Raw genomic sequence first — 19,200 nt, 5'->3', positions numbered from 1 at the left:
GTTTTCAGGTAGCCTGTGAAATGCCGCTACTGATAGCGCTGTCCGTTATGCTCCAGCCAGCCGTCCGCATGGCGGCCGGCCGGGTCGTGGTGCGTCCAGTGGATCACCCCGCCTTGGGCATTGTATTCGTATTCGCCGGAAAAGCCCACCGTGTCGCCGCGCTGCAAACGCGGAATGCGCGGCGCGAGGTCGATATTATGCGCCACCAATACGGTTTGGCCGTTGGAGAGCTTCATGATGAAACGCTGGTGGCGCGAGCCCTGGGTGTCATCAGGCAGGGTGCGGTGCACTTTGCCGCTGCCGCTCACCTGCACATCGCTGCGCTGCTCGGCAAAGGCTTGGGCAATCAGTTCGGCACCGTCTGCTGCCGGCTTGGCAGAGGGTTGGGCAGCGTTTCGGTGTGGTGTGCGCGTCTGCTCGACTACAGCGGTTTGCGGCTGCGGCGCGCCCTGCTCCGGCTTGGATTTTGGCTGTTCGGCAAAGTGGAAATAGGCGGCGATGCCGAGCAACACCAAGAGCCACAGCCATTTGTTTGGTTTATTATTCATTGTTGTTTTGATTGGTTGGCAGGCTACCTGAAAGTTTGAGCTTATGAAAGCGGTGTTTTAGCTTCGCAGAAACTCCGCTTCCTTCGGAAGCTCCGTTTTCAGGTAGCCTCAAATAGGTTAATCGTCGTGCCGCACATCGGGCAGCAGCAGGCTCAGCAGAATCGCCAGCAGTGCGCACAAGCCCACGCCGGCAAAGCTGAAACTGCCCAGCTTCATTTCCATGCCGCCCACGCCCACGGTGAGCACCGAGCTCACAATCACCAGGTTTTTCGGCTGCATCAGGTTCACTTGCGCATCGATCAGCGTTTTCAGCCCCAGCGAAGCAATCGTGCCGAACAGCAGAATCATCACTCCGCCCATCACCGGCAGCGGAATCGAAGCCAGAAAAGCATTGAATTTGCCGAAAAACGCCATGCAGATGGAGAAGACGGCCGCCCAAGTCATGATGGCCGGATTGCTGTTTTTAGTGAGCATTACCGCGCCCGTTACCTCGCCGTAAGTGGTTACCGGCGGGCCGCCAATCAAGCCGGCCACGCACACGCCCAAGCCGTCGCCGGCCAGCGTTCGGTGCAGCCCCGGCTCGGCGGCATAATCCTTGCCGGTTACCTTGCCGATGGCCATGATGCCGCCGATGTGCTCAATCGCCGGGGCAATCGCCACCGGCAGATAAACAGCGCAGCCTGCCAATTCACCTGCGGCGAATGGAAATGCGGCACGGCAAACCACGGCGCAGCCGCAATCGGCGCGGTATCCACCATACCCATGGCCAGGGCCATCAAATAGCCCGCCGCCACCCCGATTAAAATCGGCACCAGCTTCATCATCTTGCTGCCGAACACCGCCACCATCACGGTTACCGCAAAGGTAAAGCCGGAAAGTAGCAGCGAATGAGTGTAATCTAACACCTGATTGCCGCCCGCCCGGCCCATCGCCATGCTGCCGGCCACCGCCGCCACCGAAAGCCCGATCACCATAATCACCGGCCCGATCACCACCGGCGGCAGCAAACGGTTGACCACCGGCAGCCCGAAATACTTAATCAGCGCGGCAAACACAAAATACATAAAGCCCGCCGCAAACAGCCCGAACATCGTGCCGCCCATGCCCCATTCCTGCATGGCATAGATAATCGGCGCGATAAACGCAAACGACGAACCCAGAAAAATCGGCACCTTGCGGCCGGTCAGCGCCTGAAACAGCAGCGTACCGATGCCCGCGCCCAGCAGCGCCATCGCCGGGTTCAGCCCCGTGAGCAGCGGCACCAGCACCATGGCGCCGAAGGCCACAAACAAAATCTGCGCCCCCGCCACTGCGGTTTTAAACGATTGAAACATGTTTCCTCCTCGAAAAATTCAGTCGGCAAAACGGGCTGGATTATACCCGAGAGCCTGTGCCTCCGCATCGCTTGGGCTACCTGAAAATGGGAATCCCGCCTGCCGGAAGAAACGCTAAAAATGATGGCGGATTAAAAAACGGCACTTTCCCGAAAGGCAGAAAAGATGGCAGAATCACATATTGGCTGGAAAGCGAAATCCAGCGTCGGATTCTTGAAACCGCAGAAGCCGCCGGTAAAATTAATACAATATTACAAATCAATAATATATTCAAATTATGCTTTTGTTTATCGATAACTACGACTCCTTCACCTACAACATCGTCCAATATTTCGCCGAGCTCGGCCAGGAAATCAGCGTGCGCCGCAACGATGACATCACGCTAGACGAAATTGCCGAACTCCGGCCCCAATATCTCGTGATCGGCCCTGGCCCCTGCTCGCCCAAAGAAGCAGGCATCTCCGTGCCCGCCCTGCGCCGCTTTGCCGGGCAGATTCCCATTTTGGGCGTGTGCCTCGGCCACCAGGCCATCGGCGAAGCCTTCGGCGGCCGCATCGTGCGCGCGCAAGAGATGATGCACGGCAAAGTATCGCCCGTGCACCACACCAACAGCGGCGTATTCGCCGGCCTGCCCAACCCCGTAAACTGCACCCGCTACCACAGCCTAGCCATCGAACGCGCCAGCCTGCCCGAATGCCTCGACATCACCGCCTGGACGGCAGACGGCGAAATCATGGGTGTGCGCCATAAACAATACGCCGTGGAAGGCGTACAATTCCACCCCGAAGCCCTGCTCACCGAACACGGCCACGACATGCTGGCCAATTTCCTCAAAGAGCACGCTGCCCGTACGTAGCCAATGAGCCGAACTTTCATTCCCGCGTCGGCTCGCCTCGTTGCAACAATAAAGGCTACCTGAAACCCAAAATTCAAACCTCAAACAAATAAGGAGAACACCATGAGCCTGAAAGCCCGCCTCACCGAAGACATGAAAACCGCCATGCGCGCCAAAGACACGCTCGCCCTATCCACCATCCGCCTGGCCAACGCCGAAATCAAACGCTACGAAGTGGACGAGCGCACCGAAGCCGACGACGCCAAAATCACCGCCATGCTCAGCAAAATGATTAAGCAACGCAAAGAAAGCGCCGCCATCTACCACGAAGCCGGCCGCCAAGACCTGGCCGACAAAGAGCTGGCCGAAGTAGCCATCCTCCAGCGCTACCTGCCCGAAATGCTTTCCGAAGCCGAAATCCAAAGCGCCGTGGCCGAAGCCATCGCCCAAACCGGCGCATCCGGTATGGCCGATATGGGCAAAGCCATGGGCGTGCTGAAAAAACGCCTTGCCGGCCAGGCCGACATGAGCGAGGTGAGCCGCCTGCTCAAAGCCGCCTTGCAGAAATAGCATCCCACAGGCTACCTGAACATGCCGACAGCTTTCAGGTAGCCTTTCCTTTTTCCGCAAAGGCTACCTGAAACCCAAACCACCTCATAAGGAAACCCCATGTTTACTCCCCAACAAGCCCTGCAGCGCCTGCTCAGCAACAACGAACTCTTCCACGACGAAATGACCGACCTCATGCGCCAAATCATGCGCGGCGAAGTCGCCCCCGAGCTGATTGCCGCCATCCTCATCGGCCTGCGCATCAAAGTGGAAACCGTGTCTGAAATCAGCGCCGCCGCCCAAGTGATGCGCGAATTTGCCGCCCAAGTGCCCGTGTCCGAGCCCGACAAGCTCGTCGACGTGGTCGGCACCGGCGGCGACGGCGCGCACACCTTCAATATTTCCAGCACAGCCATGTTCGTGGCCGCCGCCGCCGGGGCAAAAGTAGCCAAACACGGCAACCGCAGCGTCTCCTCCTCCAGCGGCTCGGCCGACGTGATGGAGCTGGCCGGCATCTCCCTCGCCCTCTCGCCCGAGCAGGTGGGGCAATGCATCGACCAATGCGGCGCAGGCTTTATATTTGCCCCCAACCACCACAGCAGCATGAAATACGTCGCCCCCGTGCGTCGCGCGCTGGGTGTGCGCACCGTGTTCAACATCTTGGGCCCGCTCACCAACCCCGCCGCCGCCGCCAACCAGCTCATCGGCGTATTCCACATTGATTTGGTGGGCATCCTCGCCCGCGTGTTCCAGCAGCTGGGCAGCAAACACGCCCTCGTGGTGCACGGCAGCGACGGGCTCGACGAAATCACCCTCACCGGCCCCACCCGCGTGGCCGAACTCAAAGACGGCCTGATCGCCGAATACGACATCCACCCCGAACAATTCGGCCTGCCCGTGCGCGCCAATCTCAACGACATCAAGGTAGCCTCCGCCGCCGAATCGCTCGCCATGATAGACCGCGTGCTCGCAGGCGAAGCCGGCGCCCACCGCGACATCGTGCTACTCAACGCCGGCGCCACGCTCTACGCCGGCAACGTGGCCGCCACGCTCGACGAAGGCGTGGACATGGCACGCGAAGCCATCGACAGCGGCAAAGCCCACGCCAAACGCGAAGAAGTGGCCGCCTTCTCGCAAAAACTGGCCGCACAACAGGCGAAATAATGCAGACAAGTTTCAGGCAGCCTTTGAGGCCGACCTAACATGACGAAAGGCTGCCTGGAAAGAAAAGAAACCGCCTAAGATACTGTTAAGTCAGGCATTTACCGCTTTCCCCTATGATCGGGCATCATATAAGGCTACCTGAAATTTCAGGTAGCCCCTATGCCCCGCAACAACCAAGGAAACCCATGCGCGACCCCGAATTTTTCCTCCACCGCTACGCCCCCACCACCAATCTCATGGCCTTTTTCGAAACTCCCTATGACGAACTGGTTGATTTTATCGTGCAGTGGGAACGCAAACGGGATGTGGTTAACGAACGCCGTGTGCCTGTACAAAAAATTGATATCGGGGGCACATGGGAGCAGCGATTGAATAGCCTGTTGCCACTAAACCGATCCAAAGTGATGGTTTCCGAAACCCAGTCTAATTGGTGTGTTTATGTTAATAATAGTCCCAATGGTACAGATCTCTATGCGGATCCTCCATATTTATGTGAGAAATTAGGAGTGCGTGAAATAGCCGTAACCTTGGTACGGGATATTCCTAAAATCAAACCAGGCTCAACACAATTTCTTTATGAAGACTATACGCGGGCAGAAAAAGTGCTTTCTGCAACAGGGACAGGCTGGTGCGATCAATTTCCCCGCCGTTATATTGCGGCACATCATGAAAGCCGCTGGGAGTTTGTCGACCAGGGCGATCCATTACCCTTTGAAGAAATAGAACAATACCAAGCCCGGCGCATCAAAGACCGCCTGACCCCGGAAATGGTGGAACGCTATTGCAGCCATTTCGGTATCGATTTATTCAATCCCGATTTTTACAGTGGGAGGGCCTGCGTGTTTGAAAGATGGGTGCATCCGGAGCGTCGGAAATTATTGCACTTCCCCAACCAACAGCCGTAGTGATTAGGTTGGGTTAGCCATAGGCGTAACCCAACAAATTAAATTGTGGAATGTCGGGTTTACCAACCCAACCTACGCCCTGCCCTATCAACAGGCTACCTGAAAATGAATTTCAGGTAGCCTGCCCATTGTGCGGGGTGTAGGGTGTGTGCGGAACGCACGCACGCGGTTTTGGAATAACTGACAACGGCGTGCGTGCCCGTGGCACGCACCCTACGCACCGTGCAGGCTTTCCTGCAGCAAAGGCTACCTGAAACATTTTTCAGGTAGCCTTTCTCCGCCACTGGAGGATGGAAACCGCCCGTTTGAAGCACCAACAGCCTGCCATATAAGCAAACCGTCTAAACAAACAACCAACGATTCTTTCCCTTTTTCGCCGCCGCTGGGTAGAGTAGCGCCTGTCTGCAATCCGATTGAAAGGAACACCACCATGAACATCCGCACTTTCGCCCCGCTGGTTGCCGCCGTGCTGCTGGCTGCCTGCTCGCCGCAGGAAGGCGCGCCCGGGGGCGGCAACGCATCATCCGCCGCCTCCGGCCCTGCCGCCCCTGCCGCGGGCAAGGTTGAGCTCACCAACGTATCCTACGACGTGGCGCGCAATTTTTACGAAAAATACAACCCGCTGTTCAACCGGCAAAATCCCGACATCGCCATCAAACAGTCGCACGGCGGCTCGAGCAAGCAGGCGCTGGCCGTGGCCAACGGCCTGCAGGCCGACGTGGTGACCATGAACCAGAGTTCCGACATCGAGCTTTTGGTGGAGAAAGGCCTCGTTTCGCCCGAATGGCAGAGCCGCCTGCCGGATAACGCCGTGCCGTTTACCAGCACCACCGTTTTCCTCGTGCGCAAGGGCAATCCGCAAAACATCCGCGATTGGAACGATTTGGCGCGAGACGGCATCAAAGTAATCATCTCCAACCCGAAAACCACCGGCAACGGCCGCTATTCCTTCCTCGGCGCCTACGGCTACGCGCTGAAGGCCAACAACGGCGACGACGCGAAAGCGCGCGAATTCGTGGGCAGGGTGATGCACAACGTGCCGGTATTCGACAACGGCGGCCGCGCGGCCACCACCACCTTCGTGCAGCGCCAGATCGGCGATGTGCTGGTAACGTTTGAAAACGAAGCCCGGCTGGCTGCCAAACAGTTTGGCGAAGGGCAGTTTGAAGTTGTGTATCCCGCCTACTCCGTGCGCATGGAAAGCCCGGTGGCCGTGGTGGACAGCGTGGTGGACAAACGCGGCACGCGCGAAGCGGCCACTGCCTACCTGAAATACCTGTGGAGCAAAGAAGCGCAAGAGCTCGGCGCCAGCCTCTACCTGCGCCCGGCTAACCCTGAAGTGCTCGCCGCCCACGCCGACACCCTGCCGCCGGTGGAAACCTTCCGCCCCACCGACGTATTCGGCCCGTGGAAGGAAATCATGCCCAAATACTTCGGCGACGGCGGCGTGTTCGACCAGCTGATGAAATCCCCCGCCAAATAAGCCTGCCGCTTTAGCATGGAAAAGGCTACCTGAAATTTCAGGTAGCCTTTCATTTCTGCGGCAACGCCCGCTGTTCAGCTATAGTGGATTAAATTTTTATCCTTTTAATCAGCCCTGAGAAATAATATGGACATCCCGTTGCGGGAAGGGAATATTGATATTGGCGGCGCGCAGGTTTTCCACCACCTGCTCGTTCAGGCCGAAGCGGAATGCGCCCAAATCGGCTTCGTTCGTCCACGCCCACAGCGTGATTTCGATGGCGCTGTCGCCCAGGTTGGTGATGTATGCCACGGCCTGCCTGTCTTTGGTCTGCACACACAGGGGATGCTCTGTGGCGGCTTTCAATACGGCGGCTTTGGCGGCTTTCAAATCGCAGGCGTAATCCACGCCCACCACCACCTGCACGCGGCACAACGGGTTGGAAGAACGGTTGACGATGCTGTTGCCCATCACCACGCTGTTGGGCAGGATGACTTCTTCGTTGTCCGGCGTGTGCAATGTGGTCTGCACCATTTTGATTTCGCCCACCGTGCCTTCAAAGCCGTTCACTTTGATGAAATCGCCCACTTTGAACGGGCGGAACAGGATAATCAGCGTGCCGGCGGCGAAGTTCGACAGTTGGTCTTTCAGCGACAGGGCGACTGCCAAGCCCGCGCCGCCGATTAAGGCGGTAACCGACGTGGTGGGAATGCCCAGCTTGCCCAGCGCGGCGATGATAACCAAGATAAGCAGGCCGACATTGGCTACGTTGCCAAGGAAGCTGACCAGCGTTTTATCCACTCTGGCACGAATCAGCGCGGCCTTCATCAGGATAACGATACGGGTGGCAATCCATCTGCCGATAAAGAAAATGGCCAACGCGGCCAGCAGGTTGGTACCGAAGGCAATGCCGACTTCGATAAGCCGTTCCCAGCCGGAAATTGAAGAGAGTTGTTGAATATCCAAATCCATGATTTTTGTATGTGTGTAGTTGAAAAAGAAAATTCTAAACAAGGAAATCTGAAAATCAAAGCAGTAGTTTCAGTAGTTTAGAGTGAGTAATTCGGCATTTATAGTGAATTAACAAAAACCAGTACAGCGTTGGCTCGCCTTGCCGTAACGTGTGTACTGTCTGCGGCTCGCCGCCTTGTCCTGATTTTTGTTAATCCACTCATAATAAAACTATCGGCAAAGGCTACCTGAAGTTTCAGGTAGCCTTTCAGCCTATTTCATAACACGCAGCAGCCCGCGCCACAGTTTTTCTTCCCTATCCGCAATTTCGCGCAGGAAGGCGGCGATTTGGGCGCAGCCTTGTTCGCTTGGGCGGCGGCATTGTTTCACGCACTGGCTGGCCAGCTGCCGCCATTGGTCGCCGATGGCGGTCATTTCCTGCGAGGCGGCTTGCAGGGCGGGGTTGGCGCAAATATCGGCGGCCTGTTCCAAAAAATAGGCGTAAAGATAGCGGAAGCCGGCGCCGCCGGTGCCGATTTCTTCCTGCATGCGAACGAGATGGCCGAGCCACAGCTTTTGGTATTTTTCTGGCTCTTGCGGCAGGCACTCGATTTTCTTGGCCACGGTGCGGATGCCGCGCACGCCCACGAAAAACACGGGGGCGAGCATTTGTTTGGCGTTTTTGCGGATGGCGGCATACAGCAGGGCGGGCAGGCGCTCGGCCAGCTGTTGCTTTGTCGGCAGGCTGGCGATGTCGAGCGTGTACATCAGGCCTTTGCCGGCCAGGGCGCCTTTGGCAAAGCGGGCGCGCTGCAAATCGGCAGCGGCGCAGCGCTGGGGCGTTTCAAACACGGGGTCGCTGATTAAATAATCCCCGCCTTCGCGGCCATACACCAACAGATTGTGGGCGTTGAAATGAAAGCGCATTTCGGGCGGAAAATAAGGCAGCCAATACACAGAGGTTTGCAAACCGGCAATCTGCCCACGCAACAGCGCCTCATCCAGCGCGGCCGCACCACGCTCGGCTTGGGCGAATTTGCGCATATCCAGCTTCACACCAAGGGCGCGGCAAACGTTTTTGATGATGCCGCGCGGGGCGATGCGGTAGGAGATCAGGGGCATACTGTTGAGCTTGACCACGGGCAAATACACAAAGGTGAGCGCGTGGGCAAGCCCGAACACCATGGCTTCGTTCATGGCGCAGCCGTGGTGGGTGAGGAGGGCGGACATCACGCCGCTTTCGCAGTGGGCGGTGTGTTGGTGGGTGAAGGTAGTCATGACGTTGGCGTTGGTTGCGGGGAGGCAGATGATACGTGAAAAATGAAGCAGATGGAATTTCAGGTAGCCTTTAGCGCACGGGCAGGCTGGCTGAAACGCCTCTGCTTAGCCCAGCAAATCAGGCTGCATCTGATGCCTGCCCTGTTCGTGGTCGAGCAGCCATTGTTTGCGCTGCAGGCCGCCGCTGTAGCCGGTGAGGCTGCCGTCTTTGCCGATGACGCGGTGGCAGGGGATGAGGATGGAGAGGCGGTTGGCACCGTTGGCAGCAGCCACGGCGCGCACGGCGGCAGGGTTGCCGAGCTGTTCGGCCAGTGCCTGATAATGTGTGGTTTCGCCATAAGGGATGGTTTGCAGCGCGTCCCATACCCGCCGCTGAAACGGGCTGCCAGGGGCGTGCAGCGGCACGTTAAACTCGCGGCGCGTGCCTTGGAAATATTCGCCCAGCTGGGTTTGCACCAGGCGGGTGTGTTCGTTTTCGCCCTGTTTGGTTTGGCAGCCGAGCAGGCGCTGAAGATCGCGCAATTCGCTGTCGATACGCTGGCTGCCGGCAAATTCTAGCAGGCACAGGCCGCGTTCGCTGGCGGCGGCGAGGATATTGTCCAAGGGCGAGGGAAAGGCGTGCAGATAGAGCATGGGCTTGGGGTTGGATGGCATTGGGCAGAAACCCTGCAATGTTTTCAGGTAGCCTGCCGTGTGGGCGAAAGGCTACCTGAAAACATGGCTATTGCGAAGTGAAAAGGCTTACAGCGCGGTAAAACAGGCAGCCAAACCCAAAAAGATACCCGGCACGTTGGCCACCACAATCGGCCAGTCGCGCGGTTTTTTAAACAGGCCGTAGCCAGTCCACAGCGTGCAGTTCACAAAGGCCACGAAAGGCTGTACCGGATTGCCTTTGTGTCCGGCCAGGTTGTCGGCAATCTGCGGAATGTAGGCCACATACATGCCCACAGCCATGATGCTGGCCACGACACCTAAAATTTTGATTTGTTTTTCAGTCATTATTTTTACCTCTTAAAAGTGAATCAGACGTTTCATGCCGGCATATACCGGCTTCCCGGTTTCAGGTAGCCTTCATCATGCGGGCTCGCTGGAAGCGCGCAATTATAAAACCCCCTTCCCGCTGCCCGCAAGGCATACTACAAAACTTAACCCGTTCTCCCGCGATGGTTTCAGCCAGCCCCACCGCCCCGCAGGCTACCTGAAAACCCTTGCTTGCTTTACAATTACGGCGTTTAGCAACCGAAACGCCAGCCACACCATGCCAGAAAACACCGCATCCGCCGAAAACCGCGACATCCTGCTGCTCGCCCCCTACGCCGAACGCGCCTACCTCGAATACGCCATGAGCGTGGTGAAAGGCCGCGCCCTGCCCGACGTGGGCGACGGCCAAAAGCCCGTGCAGCGGCGCATCCTGTTTGCCATGAAGGAAATGGGGCTGACCACCAACTCCAAGCCGGTGAAATCCGCGCGCGTGGTGGGCGAAATCCTGGGCAAATACCACCCGCACGGCGACGCTTCCGCCTACGACGCCATGGTGCGCATGGCGCAAGACTTCACCCTGCGCTATCCCTTAATCGACGGCATCGGCAACTTCGGCTCGCGCGACGGCGACGGCGCGGCCGCCATGCGCTACACCGAAGCCCGCCTCACCCCGATTGCCGAACTGCTGCTTTCCGAGCTGCATCAAGGCACGGTGGATTTCGTGCCGAATTACGACGGCGCGTTTGAAGAGCCCGTGGCGCTACCCGCCCGCCTGCCCATGGTGCTGCTCAACGGCGCCTCCGGCATTGCCGTGGGCATGGCCACCGAAATCCCGCCGCACAACTTGGGCGAAGTCACCGCTGCCGCCGTGGCCCTGCTCAAAAAGCCCGCGCTCACCACCGCCGAGCTGATGGAACACATCCCAGCCCCCGATTTCGCCGGCGGCGGCCACATCATCACCCCGGCCAAAGACCTGCTCCAGCTCTACGAAACCGGCAAAGGCAGCATCCGCGTGCGCGCCCGCTACGAAATCGAAAAACTGGCGCGCGGCCAATGGCGCCTCATCATCACCGAGCTGCCGCCCAACACCAGCGCGCAGAAAATCCTGGCCGAAATCGAAGAGCAAACCAACCCCAAGCCCAAATCCGGCAAAAAACAGCTCAACCAAGACCAGCTCAACACCAAAAAGCTGATGCTCGAGCTCATCGACAAAGTGCGCGACGAGAGCGACGGCGAACACCCTGTGCGCCTCGTGTTCGAGCCCAAATCCAGCCGCATCGAACCGGATAACTTCATCAACACCCTAATGGCGCAAACCGGGCTGGAAGGCAATGTGCCGGCCAACTTGGTGATGATCGGGCTCGACAACCGCCCCGCACAGAAAAACCTGAAAACCATCCTGCAGGAATGGCTCGATTTCCGCGTGTCCACCGTAACCCGCCGCCTGCAACACCGTTTGGAACAGGTGCTCAAACGCATCCACATCATCGACGGGCGCATGACCGCCTTTTTGCACATCGACGAGGTAATCCGCGTCATCCGCGAAGCCGACGAGCCCAAGCCCGAATTGATGGCTGCCTTCGGCCTCTCCGAAATCCAAGCCGAAGATATTTTGGAAATCCGCCTGCGCCAGCTCGCCCGTTTGGAAGGTTTCAAACTGGAGCAGGAATTGGCTGATTTGCGTGAAGAAGAAGGCTACCTGAAAAACTTATTGGCCGACGAAGGCGCGAAGAAAAAGCTCATCATCAAAGAGATGCAGGCCGATGCCAAGCAATTTGGCGACCCGCGCCGCACGCTGGTGGCCGAAGCCGAACGCGCCGCGCTCACCCACACCACGGCCGACGAACCGGTAACGCTCATCCTGTCGCGCCAGGGCTGGATTCGCAGCCGTGCCGGGCACGGGCTGGATTTGTCGGCCACCGCGTTTAAAGAAGGCGACGAATTGCAGCAAACGCTGGAAACGCGTACCGTCGATCCGGTGGTGGTGCTCGACACGCTGGGCCGCAGCTACACCATCGATCCGGCCGAAATCCCCGGCGGGCGCGGCGACGGCGTGCCGCTGGCCTCGCTCTTGGAATTGCAGCCGGGCGCGTCGGTGCTTACCATGTTGGCCGGGCAGCCGCAAGAGCACTACCTGCTGGCCGGCAGCGGCGGCTACGGCTTCATCGCCAAACTGGGCGATTTGGTCGGCCGCGTGAAGGCGGGCAAGGAAGTGGTGAAACTGGAGGCTGGCGAAACCCTGCTGATGCCGCAGCCGGTGCGCCAGTCTGCGCTGATCAACCCCGATTGCCGCTTGGTGCTGGCCAGTGCGGAAAAACACCTGCTCGCCTTCCCAATCGGCGAATTAAAAGTGATGGCCAAAGGGCGCGGCCTGCAATTGATGTCGCTGCGCGGCGGCGACACGCTGCAACTGACCGCCTTGGTGTCCACTCCCGATTTCTGGGTATGCAGCCGCGGCAAACGCGGTGCGGCACACCGCGAACGCTTACGCGTGCAGGATATTGAAGGCAAACGCGGCCGCAAAGGCCGGGTGTTGGATGTTTCAGGCAGCCTCATCAGCCTGAGCGGCACGCAGGAGGGCGAAGCATGATTCAGCTGCCGAAACCGTATACCCCCAACGAATGGGACAGCCAACTCAACCGCCTGCCCTGGCTGATGAACATCGCCCGCGTGAGCCTTTTGCTTTCGCTGCTCACCTTCCACGTGCTGGTCAATGCCTACGGCTCGAATGTGGGCATGGCCAGACTGGCTTCGATGCCCATTTTCGGCAGCCGTTTCTATATCTGGGCGGCGGTGTACGGCGGGCTGATTGTGTTCAGCATGGTATTTCCCAACTGGCAGCAGCAGAAAAACAACCTGCCCAACATCAGCGCGGTGGCCGACATCACCATGATGGTGCTGCTGATGCACCTGGCCGGCGGCATTTCCTCCGGCTTCGGCATCCTCATCCTGCCCTTTATCGGCGTGTCCTGCCTGCTCAGCCACGGCCGCTATCCGCTCTTGTATGCCTCTTATGTCGCCCTTTTGCTGTTTATCGGCACTTGGCTGCGTTATTGGCCGTTTGACGCCAACAGCCAGGCAGGCAGCAGCGCAGTCGTCCACACCATCGTACTCTCGGCGGTGGGCTACCTGGTGGCGCTGATCACCTCGTTTTATGCCTCCTTCCTCAACCGCGCCGCCAACACCCTGAGTAAACACCGCCGCGCATTCGACCGCCTCAAAGGTCTGAACGAACTGGTGCTCAACCATGTGGCTGAGGCCGTGGTGGTAGTGGATACTGGCAGCCGCATCTGGCTGATGAACCGCCAGGCCGGCCTCTATTTCCCCTATGTAAAAGTCGACCGACACGAAGAAATGTTCGATATTTTGGTGAAACGCTGGCAGCGCGCGCCTACACGCAACTTCATCACCCATGTTGAGCTGGGCGGGCAAGGCGTGCAGGTGCGCGCCCGCCCGCTGGTGCGCGAAGACGAATCGCTGCTGATGCTGTTTATCCGCTCCGACCAAGAAGTCGCCATGGAAGCCATGGCCACCAAACTGGCCGCGCTCGGCCAGCTCACGGCCAACCTGGCGCACGAAATCCGCAACCCGCTCTCCGCTATCCGCCAATCCAACGGCTTATTGGCCGAGGAAGACGAAGATCCGATGACCACCAAGCTGTGCGGCATCATCGACAACAACATCCAGCGCATCGATAAAATGCTGGAAGAAGTGAGCAGCCTGAACAAGAGCGACCGGCTCGACGCCCAATCCATCAACCTGATGAAATTCTGGCTCGATTTCAAGCAGGAATTCCTGCTCACCCATCCCGAAGCCAAACACGCCGTGCACCTTTATATGCAGGGCGGCGCGCTGAAAGTGTATTTCGACAAAATGCACCTGCAGCAGATTATGTGGAACCTCATCAACAACGCCTGGCAGCACGGCAGCAAGCAGGCCGACTCCATCACCGTGTTGGTGAAGCCCACCGACGACAACGTATCCGTATCGCTCACCGTGATGGACGACGGCCCCGGCGTATCGCCCGAAAACCAGCCGCGCCTGTTCGAGCCGTTTTTCACCACCCGCGCCGAAGGCACCGGGCTGGGGCTGTATGTGGCACGCGAATTGGCGCACGCCAACTCCGGCCAGCTTCACTATCATCCCGAAATCAAGGGATTCGAACTAATCATGCCGAAAGATATCAATGAGTAAACAAAGCCTGCAAAAGCCAGTATTGGTTGTGGACGACGAGCAAGACATCCGCGACCTGATGGAAATGACCCTGATGAAAATGGGCTTGTCGGTGGAAACCGCCGAGGGCGTCAATGCCGCCAAAAAGTGGCTCGACAGCAAAAAGTTCTCCCTCGTGCTCACCGATATGCGCATGCCCGACGGCTCCGGACTCGAAGTGGTGGAATACATCAACGAAAAAGAGCTCGACGTGCCCGTGGCCGTGATTACCGCCTTCGGCAATGCCGACCAGGCCGTGCAGGCCATCAAAACCGGTGCCTTCGACTACCTGCAAAAGCCCATCACCCTGGCGCAACTGCGCACCCTGGTGAAATCCGCCATCAAAATCCACGAAGAAGACAGCCGCCCCGCCCCCGCACCGGCCAAAGAAGAGCCCCCGCCCCAAGCAAACGGCGCAGACGAAGGGCTACCTGAAAGCGAGGGGCTACCTGAAAGCGAGGGGCTACCTGAAAGCGAGGGGCTACCTGAAAGCGAGGGGCTACCTGAAAACGAAGAGCTGCAAGAAAGCAAAGCCGCCGGCCGCAAGCTCCAGCCCGCAGCCGACGAACAGCCGGCCGCCAATCCCGAAGACATCCCCCGCCTCATCGGCCGCTCCCCGCAAATCGAAGAAGCCCGGCAGATGATCCGCAAACTTGCCCGCACCACCGTGCCCGTGTATATCGCCGGCGAATCCGGTTCCGGTAAGGAGCAGGCCGCGCGCAGCATCCACGAGCTCTCCGAGCGGCGCGACCGCCCCTTCGTGGCCGTAAACTGCGGCGCCATCCCCGAAAACCTGATGGAAAGCGAATTCTTCGGCTACAAAAAAGGCAGCTTCACCGGTGCCGATCAAGACCGCCTCGGCTTTTTCCAACACGCCCACGGCGGCACCCTCTTCCTCGACGAAGTGGCCGACCTGCCCCTGCACATGCAGGTGAAACTCCTGCGCGCCATCCAGGAAAAAGCCGTGCGCCGCATCGGCGATGCGCAAGAAGTGAAAGTAGACGTGCGCATCATCTCCGCCACGCATAAAGACCTCGCTGCCCTCGTGGCCAAAGGCGCATTCCGACAAGACTTGTTCTACCGCCTCAACGTCGTTTCCCTCACCATGCCGCCCCTGCGCGAAATGCGCGAAGACCTGCCCCAGCTCATCACCCAGCTCTTGCGCAAACACCGCCAAGGCGGCGACTACACCCTCACCCAGCCCGCCAAACAGGCGCTGTTGCAATACAGCTACCCCGGCAACTTCCGCGAGCTGGAAAACATCCTCGAACGCGCCGTCGCCCTGGCCGCCGACAACACCATCGATGCTGCCGACCTCCAGCTCTCCAGCTCCCCGCTATTGGATGAAGACGACTGGGGCAGCGCCATCGCCGCCGTCAGCCAAAACAGCGGCAGCGCCGACACCGCCGAAGCAGCCGCCCCCGAAAGCAGCGGCCAGCTCGACAACCTGCCCGGCTTCGTCCTCGGCCGCACCCAGGTGCAGGACTACCTCGACGACGTAGAGCGGCTGATTATCGAGCAAGCCCTGCAAAAAACCCGCTACAACCGCACCCAGGCCGCCAAACTGCTCGGCATCAGCTTCCGCTCCATGCGCTACCGGATGGAGCGCTTGGAAATCGAATAGCCAGGCTGCCTGGCCGGAATCAAACGGCAAAATTTCAGGTAGCCTCAAAGGCTACCTGAAAATTCGCGGGCTATCGTGGATTCATAAAATCCAAGCAGAGCAGCAAACCGCAAACAGCATAAAGTTACAGCAAAGCAAACGAACACAGTAGCTTCTTAATTTTCATTCACTATATTTCAGCTATCGTTTCCTTGCCCCGCATTTTCAGGTAGCCTCCCTCCTCAGCAAAGGCTACCTGAAAACAGCTAATCTCCATGAGCACCCTACTCTCCCGCCTGCCCGACGGCATCCTGTTCGCCGCAGTATTGCTCGCGATTGCCCCGGCCTATGCCGCCCTGTTGCACCTGCTCACCCTGCCGGTGAAGAAACCCCGCCGCCGTCCCGCAGCCCGGCTGCTTATCGGCATAGCCTGCCTGGCCTGTTTCCTCGCCGGCATCGCCTCATATTTCCAAACCAAGCCATAGGCTACCTGAAAGCGTGTGCTACAACAAAGTTAAAACACCCAATCCGCCATGTCCCTCATCCCGCTCATCACCTCCGCCCCTCACACCCTGCCCGACTACGCCCGCCATCCCGCATTGGCTGTCTCCACCACCCCGCCTGCCTCCGGCCTCTACCTGGCCGCCGAAGAGCATGGCATCGTGTTGCACCGCGCGGGCGACAAAGGCAGCGTGTGGGTAGATTTCACCGCCGGCGCGGCGCAGCACAGGCGGCTGCACGGCGGCGGCGAGTTGCTGGCCAAAGCCGCCGGCCGCAGCAAACAGCCCACCGTATGGGACGCCACCGGCGGGCTCGGCCGCGACAGCTTCGTGTTAGCCGGGCTCGGGCTGAACGTGCATATTTTCGAGCGGCATCCCGCCGTATACTGCCTCTTGGCCGACGGCCTCGCTCGCGCCCTGCTCCACCCCGATATCGCCGAAACTGCTTCCCGCCTCACCCTGCACCACGCCGATGCCGTCGAATATATGCCGCGCCTGGCCGCCGAAATCGGCCGCCCGCAAGTGGTTTATCTCGACCCGATGTACCCCGAACGGCGCAAATCGGCAGCGGTAAAAAAAGAAATAGCTTTTTTCCACGAGCTGGTCGGCACCGCGCAAAACGACGCCGCCCTGCTCGATGCCGCCCTCTCCGCAGCCACCGCCCGCGTGGTGGTCAAACGCCCGCGCTTGGGCGATTTCCTATGCGGCCGCAAGCCGGATTACCAATACACGGGCAAATCAACCCGGTTTGACGTGTATAGCGGGAGCGGTAGCAAACATAGCATTTAAAGTGAATTAACAACAACCAGTACAGCGTTGTCTCGTCTTGCCGTAACGCTGTACTGGTTTTTGTTAATCCACTATATTTTTCAGGTAGTCTCCCGTCAAGGGCTACCTGAAAACAGCTTCCGAAAAAACCGGACAACCCAACAAAAAGCAGCCTGCACTTCAAATTCCCAAAGTGCAGGCTGCTTTTTATATCACCATCACGCCCTACCGAACACCTTCTCCAAATGCGCCCGATAATCCGCCAAATACCGCTCCACCTGCGGATTCTTGATTACATCGTTGCAGATGAACGAGGGCAGGCGCGTCGTGCCGAGGAACTCGTTGGCCTTGTGGAAATGCAGGTACACGCCGTCCACGCCCGCGCCCTCAAAGAAATCGCCTTCTCGGGTAAACGCCTCAATCGGCGCGTTCCAAGTGGATGAAATCATGTGTTTTTTGCCATGCAGCAAGCCGCCCGTGCCGTAGCCTTCCGTCGGGTTTACACGGTGGCGGCCGTCGTTGGCCACCAGCTTGTTCTCGCCCACGCCTGCGGTAAATACTTCATCGATATATTTTTTCACCGTCCACGGCTCGCCCATCCACCAGCCGGGCATCTGCCAAACCACCGCGTCCATCCACAGCCATTTTTCCACTTCGGCGGCAGTGTCGTAGCCCTCTTCAATCACGGTTTCCTTCACCGCATGGCCGAGTGCGGTCAGCGTGTCGCGTGCGGTTTGGTGCAGCGTGTGGTTCAGGCGGCCGGCGGAATGGCCAAAATGTTGGCCGCCGTCAATTAACAGAATATTCATGTTGGTCCTTCAAATATTTGCGTTGAAAAAGCATTATTGTACTCCGATGCTTTATAATGAAAACGGCAATAATTGCAAAACACTTTTCCAGGAAAAGCAACAATGAAAACCCATTCAGACGAACTGGCCGCGTTCGTGCAGGTGGTGGAAAGCGGCAGTTTCAGCCGCGCGGCAGAGCGGCTCGGGCTGGCCAACTCCGCCGTCAGCCGTACCGTGAAGCGGCTGGAAGACAAACTCTCCGCCAACCTGCTCAACCGCACCACGCGCCAACTGCGGCTCACCGAAGAAGGCTGCCGTTTTTTCGAGCGCGCGCGGCAGATACTGCACGACATCGAAGCCGCCGAAGCCGAAATCCTCTCCGCGGGCGGCGCGCCGCAGGGCGTACTTCGGGTGGATTCCGCCACGCCCACGCTGCTGCACCTCGTCGCTCCGCTGGTACGCCCGTTCTGCGAACGCTACCCGCAGGTGTCGCTGCTGCTCACCTCGTCCGAAGGCTACATCGACCTCATCGAGCGGCGCGTGGACATCGCCATCCGCGCAGGCAGCCTGCACGACTCCGCCCTGCGCGCCCGCCATCTGTTTGACAGCCGTCTGAAACTCGTTGCCGCGCCCGATTATCTCGCCCTCCACGGCACGCCCCAAACCGTTGCCGACCTGTCGCAGCACATCCTCATCGGCTTCTCCGAGCCCAAAACTCTGAACAACTGGCCGTTTGCCGACACCGGCCACACGCCCTACGCCGCCGTGCCGCAACTGTCCGCCAACAGCGGCGAAACCATCCGCCGCCTGTGCCTGGAAGGCAACGGCATCGCCTGCCTGTCGGATTTCACCGTCGCCGCCGATATTGCTGCGGGACACCTGCACGAACTCCTGCCCGACCGCGCCTTGAACGAAGCCAAACCGTTTTACGCCGTCTATTACGGCGACAATGCAGTCAGCCCGAAAATCCGGGCTTTTGTGGATTTTTTGGCGGAACGGCTGGGGGAAAAGGCGGGCAGGGGCGACCTGAAAGATTTTGCAGGGTGGGTATAGCAGGTTAAATCTAAATTAGAAGCAGGCGATGAAGCCGAAGCAGTACAGATGCAGCAAGGCAACGTTGTGCTGGTTTTTGTTAATCCACTATAAAATGCTGCTGCGGTGGCTCGTTTTGCTATGTTGCGTTTTGCCCATTCTTGCTTTCTCTAATCCACTATATTCTTCAGGTAGCCTCCGGGTTTCGGCATAACCGCCTACGTTCAAACGACATATCTCACAACCAAGCCCGCCAAGCGCAAAAAGGCTACCTGAAAATCAAACACGAC

General features: G+C 58.7%; 17 protein-coding genes and 1 pseudogene. 11 read left to right on the top strand and 7 right to left on the bottom strand.

The window, feature by feature from the left end; translation table 11 throughout:
• Positions 1-26: 26 nt before the first annotated feature.
• Both ELB75_RS05380 and ELB75_RS05375 read right to left on the bottom strand, forming a co-directional pair.
• Positions 27-548, bottom strand: a complete 522-nt coding sequence (locus tag ELB75_RS05380) for a DUF3465 domain-containing protein (RefSeq protein ID WP_126983041.1) — start codon at positions 546-548, stop codon at positions 27-29.
• Positions 549-665: 117 nt separating this feature from the next.
• Positions 666-1,882: pseudogene (locus ELB75_RS05375) on the bottom strand (uracil-xanthine permease family protein).
• Positions 1,883-2,159: 277 nt separating this feature from the next.
• Between ELB75_RS05375 and ELB75_RS05370 the strand changes: the two are divergent.
• From ELB75_RS05370 to ELB75_RS05350, 5 genes are all read left to right on the top strand, one after another.
• Positions 2,160-2,738 carry an aminodeoxychorismate/anthranilate synthase component II gene (locus ELB75_RS05370; RefSeq protein ID WP_126983040.1) on the top strand — a complete coding sequence of 193 codons (579 nt, stop codon included), beginning with the start codon at positions 2,160-2,162 and terminating at the stop codon, positions 2,736-2,738.
• A 102-nt stretch (positions 2,739-2,840) separates the two neighbouring features.
• Positions 2,841-3,287, top strand: coding sequence for a GatB/YqeY domain-containing protein (locus ELB75_RS05365; RefSeq protein ID WP_126983039.1), 447 nt, complete (start codon positions 2,841-2,843; stop codon positions 3,285-3,287).
• Between the two features lie 99 nt (positions 3,288-3,386).
• Positions 3,387-4,430 carry an anthranilate phosphoribosyltransferase gene (trpD, locus tag ELB75_RS05360; protein WP_126983038.1) on the top strand — a complete coding sequence of 348 codons (1,044 nt, stop codon included), beginning with the start codon at positions 3,387-3,389 and terminating at the stop codon, positions 4,428-4,430.
• 185 nt (positions 4,431-4,615) lie between these two features.
• Positions 4,616-5,335 carry a hypothetical protein gene (locus ELB75_RS05355; protein WP_126983037.1) on the top strand — a complete coding sequence of 240 codons (720 nt, stop codon included), beginning with the start codon at positions 4,616-4,618 and terminating at the stop codon, positions 5,333-5,335.
• Positions 5,336-5,765: 430 nt separating this feature from the next.
• Positions 5,766-6,818: a sulfate ABC transporter substrate-binding protein gene (locus ELB75_RS05350; protein ID WP_126983036.1), complete on the top strand. Its 1,053-nt coding sequence runs from the start codon at positions 5,766-5,768 to the stop codon at positions 6,816-6,818.
• Between the two features lie 108 nt (positions 6,819-6,926).
• Here ELB75_RS05350 and ELB75_RS05345 read toward each other — a convergent pair whose 3' ends face one another.
• From ELB75_RS05345 to ELB75_RS05330, 4 genes are all read right to left on the bottom strand, one after another.
• On the bottom strand, positions 6,927-7,769 hold the full coding sequence (locus ELB75_RS05345) for a mechanosensitive ion channel family protein (RefSeq protein ID WP_126983035.1): 843 nt from the start codon (positions 7,767-7,769) through the stop codon (positions 6,927-6,929).
• 252 nt (positions 7,770-8,021) lie between these two features.
• A complete protein-coding gene (gene darH, locus ELB75_RS05340) occupies positions 8,022-9,026 on the bottom strand; it encodes a BtrH-related acyltransferase DarH (RefSeq protein ID WP_126983034.1) in 1,005 nt (334 codons plus the stop codon).
• Between the two features lie 105 nt (positions 9,027-9,131).
• Positions 9,132-9,680: a methylated-DNA--[protein]-cysteine S-methyltransferase gene (locus ELB75_RS05335; RefSeq protein ID WP_241236113.1), complete on the bottom strand. Its 549-nt coding sequence runs from the start codon at positions 9,678-9,680 to the stop codon at positions 9,132-9,134.
• 87 nt (positions 9,681-9,767) lie between these two features.
• Complete coding sequence (locus tag ELB75_RS05330; protein WP_126983033.1) at positions 9,768-10,025, bottom strand: SemiSWEET family transporter; 258 nt, start codon at positions 10,023-10,025, stop codon at positions 9,768-9,770.
• 259 nt (positions 10,026-10,284) lie between these two features.
• Here ELB75_RS05330 and parC point away from each other — a divergent pair, with 259 nt between their 5' ends.
• The 5 genes from parC (at position 10,285) to ELB75_RS05305 (ending at position 17,111) form a co-directional block, all read left to right on the top strand.
• Positions 10,285-12,597, top strand: coding sequence for a DNA topoisomerase IV subunit A (parC, locus tag ELB75_RS05325; RefSeq protein ID WP_126984213.1), 2,313 nt, complete (start codon positions 10,285-10,287; stop codon positions 12,595-12,597).
• Positions 12,594-14,201, top strand: a complete 1,608-nt coding sequence (locus tag ELB75_RS05320; RefSeq protein WP_126983032.1) for a sensor histidine kinase — start codon at positions 12,594-12,596, stop codon at positions 14,199-14,201. Before parC ends, ELB75_RS05320 begins: the two co-directional genes overlap by 4 nt.
• The gene (locus tag ELB75_RS05315) at positions 14,194-15,843 is read left to right on the top strand and encodes a sigma-54-dependent transcriptional regulator (protein ID WP_126983031.1); all 1,650 of its coding nucleotides are present in this window, start codon (positions 14,194-14,196) and stop codon (positions 15,841-15,843) included. The genes ELB75_RS05320 and ELB75_RS05315 overlap by 8 nt, the downstream gene beginning before the upstream one ends.
• 254 nt (positions 15,844-16,097) lie before the next feature.
• Entirely contained in the window at positions 16,098-16,307 is a 210-nt protein-coding gene (locus ELB75_RS05310) for a hypothetical protein (protein WP_126983030.1), read from the top strand.
• Positions 16,308-16,355: 48 nt separating this feature from the next.
• Entirely contained in the window at positions 16,356-17,111 is a 756-nt protein-coding gene (locus tag ELB75_RS05305) for a class I SAM-dependent methyltransferase (RefSeq protein WP_126983029.1), read from the top strand.
• Between the two features lie 197 nt (positions 17,112-17,308).
• Here the strand turns inward: ELB75_RS05305 and ELB75_RS05300 are convergent, their stop codons facing one another.
• Entirely contained in the window at positions 17,309-17,899 is a 591-nt protein-coding gene (locus ELB75_RS05300) for an NAD(P)H-dependent oxidoreductase (RefSeq protein ID WP_126983028.1), read from the bottom strand.
• Positions 17,900-18,001: 102 nt separating this feature from the next.
• Between ELB75_RS05300 and ELB75_RS05295 the strand changes: the two genes are divergently transcribed.
• Positions 18,002-18,931 carry a LysR family transcriptional regulator gene (locus ELB75_RS05295; protein ID WP_126983027.1) on the top strand — a complete coding sequence of 310 codons (930 nt, stop codon included), beginning with the start codon at positions 18,002-18,004 and terminating at the stop codon, positions 18,929-18,931.
• Positions 18,932-19,200: the final 269 nt, after the last annotated feature.

This window comes from Eikenella corrodens (assembly GCF_003990355.1).
Classification (GTDB): Bacteria; Pseudomonadota; Gammaproteobacteria; order Burkholderiales; family Neisseriaceae; genus Eikenella; species Eikenella corrodens_B.
The sequence above is the reverse complement of the archived record's forward strand: the minus strand, read 5'-3'. Positions and strand labels throughout refer to the sequence as shown.

What these genes read in the sequence shown, in the direction of transcription:
- ELB75_RS05355 (WP_126983037.1), top strand. Translation starts at nt 4,616, where the DNA reads ATGCGCGACCCCGAATTTTTCCTCCACCGCTACGCCCCCACCACCAAT.
- ELB75_RS05335 (WP_241236113.1), bottom strand. Translation starts at nt 9,680, where the DNA reads ATGCCATCCAACCCCAAGCCCATGCTCTATCTGCACGCCTTTCCCTCG.
- ELB75_RS05300 (WP_126983028.1), bottom strand. Translation starts at nt 17,899, where the DNA reads ATGAATATTCTGTTAATTGACGGCGGCCAACATTTTGGCCATTCCGCC.
- ELB75_RS05315 (WP_126983031.1), top strand. Translation starts at nt 14,194, where the DNA reads ATGAGTAAACAAAGCCTGCAAAAGCCAGTATTGGTTGTGGACGACGAG.
- ELB75_RS05370 (WP_126983040.1), top strand. Translation starts at nt 2,160, where the DNA reads ATGCTTTTGTTTATCGATAACTACGACTCCTTCACCTACAACATCGTC.
- ELB75_RS05350 (WP_126983036.1), top strand. Translation starts at nt 5,766, where the DNA reads ATGAACATCCGCACTTTCGCCCCGCTGGTTGCCGCCGTGCTGCTGGCT.
- ELB75_RS05320 (WP_126983032.1), top strand. Translation starts at nt 12,594, where the DNA reads ATGATTCAGCTGCCGAAACCGTATACCCCCAACGAATGGGACAGCCAA.
- darH (WP_126983034.1), bottom strand. Translation starts at nt 9,026, where the DNA reads ATGACTACCTTCACCCACCAACACACCGCCCACTGCGAAAGCGGCGTG.
- ELB75_RS05345 (WP_126983035.1), bottom strand. Translation starts at nt 7,769, where the DNA reads ATGGATTTGGATATTCAACAACTCTCTTCAATTTCCGGCTGGGAACGG.
- ELB75_RS05305 (WP_126983029.1), top strand. Translation starts at nt 16,356, where the DNA reads ATGTCCCTCATCCCGCTCATCACCTCCGCCCCTCACACCCTGCCCGAC.
- ELB75_RS05310 (WP_126983030.1), top strand. Translation starts at nt 16,098, where the DNA reads ATGAGCACCCTACTCTCCCGCCTGCCCGACGGCATCCTGTTCGCCGCA.
- parC (WP_126984213.1), top strand. Translation starts at nt 10,285, where the DNA reads ATGCCAGAAAACACCGCATCCGCCGAAAACCGCGACATCCTGCTGCTC.
- ELB75_RS05330 (WP_126983033.1), bottom strand. Translation starts at nt 10,025, where the DNA reads ATGACTGAAAAACAAATCAAAATTTTAGGTGTCGTGGCCAGCATCATG.
- ELB75_RS05365 (WP_126983039.1), top strand. Translation starts at nt 2,841, where the DNA reads ATGAGCCTGAAAGCCCGCCTCACCGAAGACATGAAAACCGCCATGCGC.
- ELB75_RS05380 (WP_126983041.1), bottom strand. Translation starts at nt 548, where the DNA reads ATGAATAATAAACCAAACAAATGGCTGTGGCTCTTGGTGTTGCTCGGC.
- trpD (WP_126983038.1), top strand. Translation starts at nt 3,387, where the DNA reads ATGTTTACTCCCCAACAAGCCCTGCAGCGCCTGCTCAGCAACAACGAA.
- ELB75_RS05295 (WP_126983027.1), top strand. Translation starts at nt 18,002, where the DNA reads ATGAAAACCCATTCAGACGAACTGGCCGCGTTCGTGCAGGTGGTGGAA.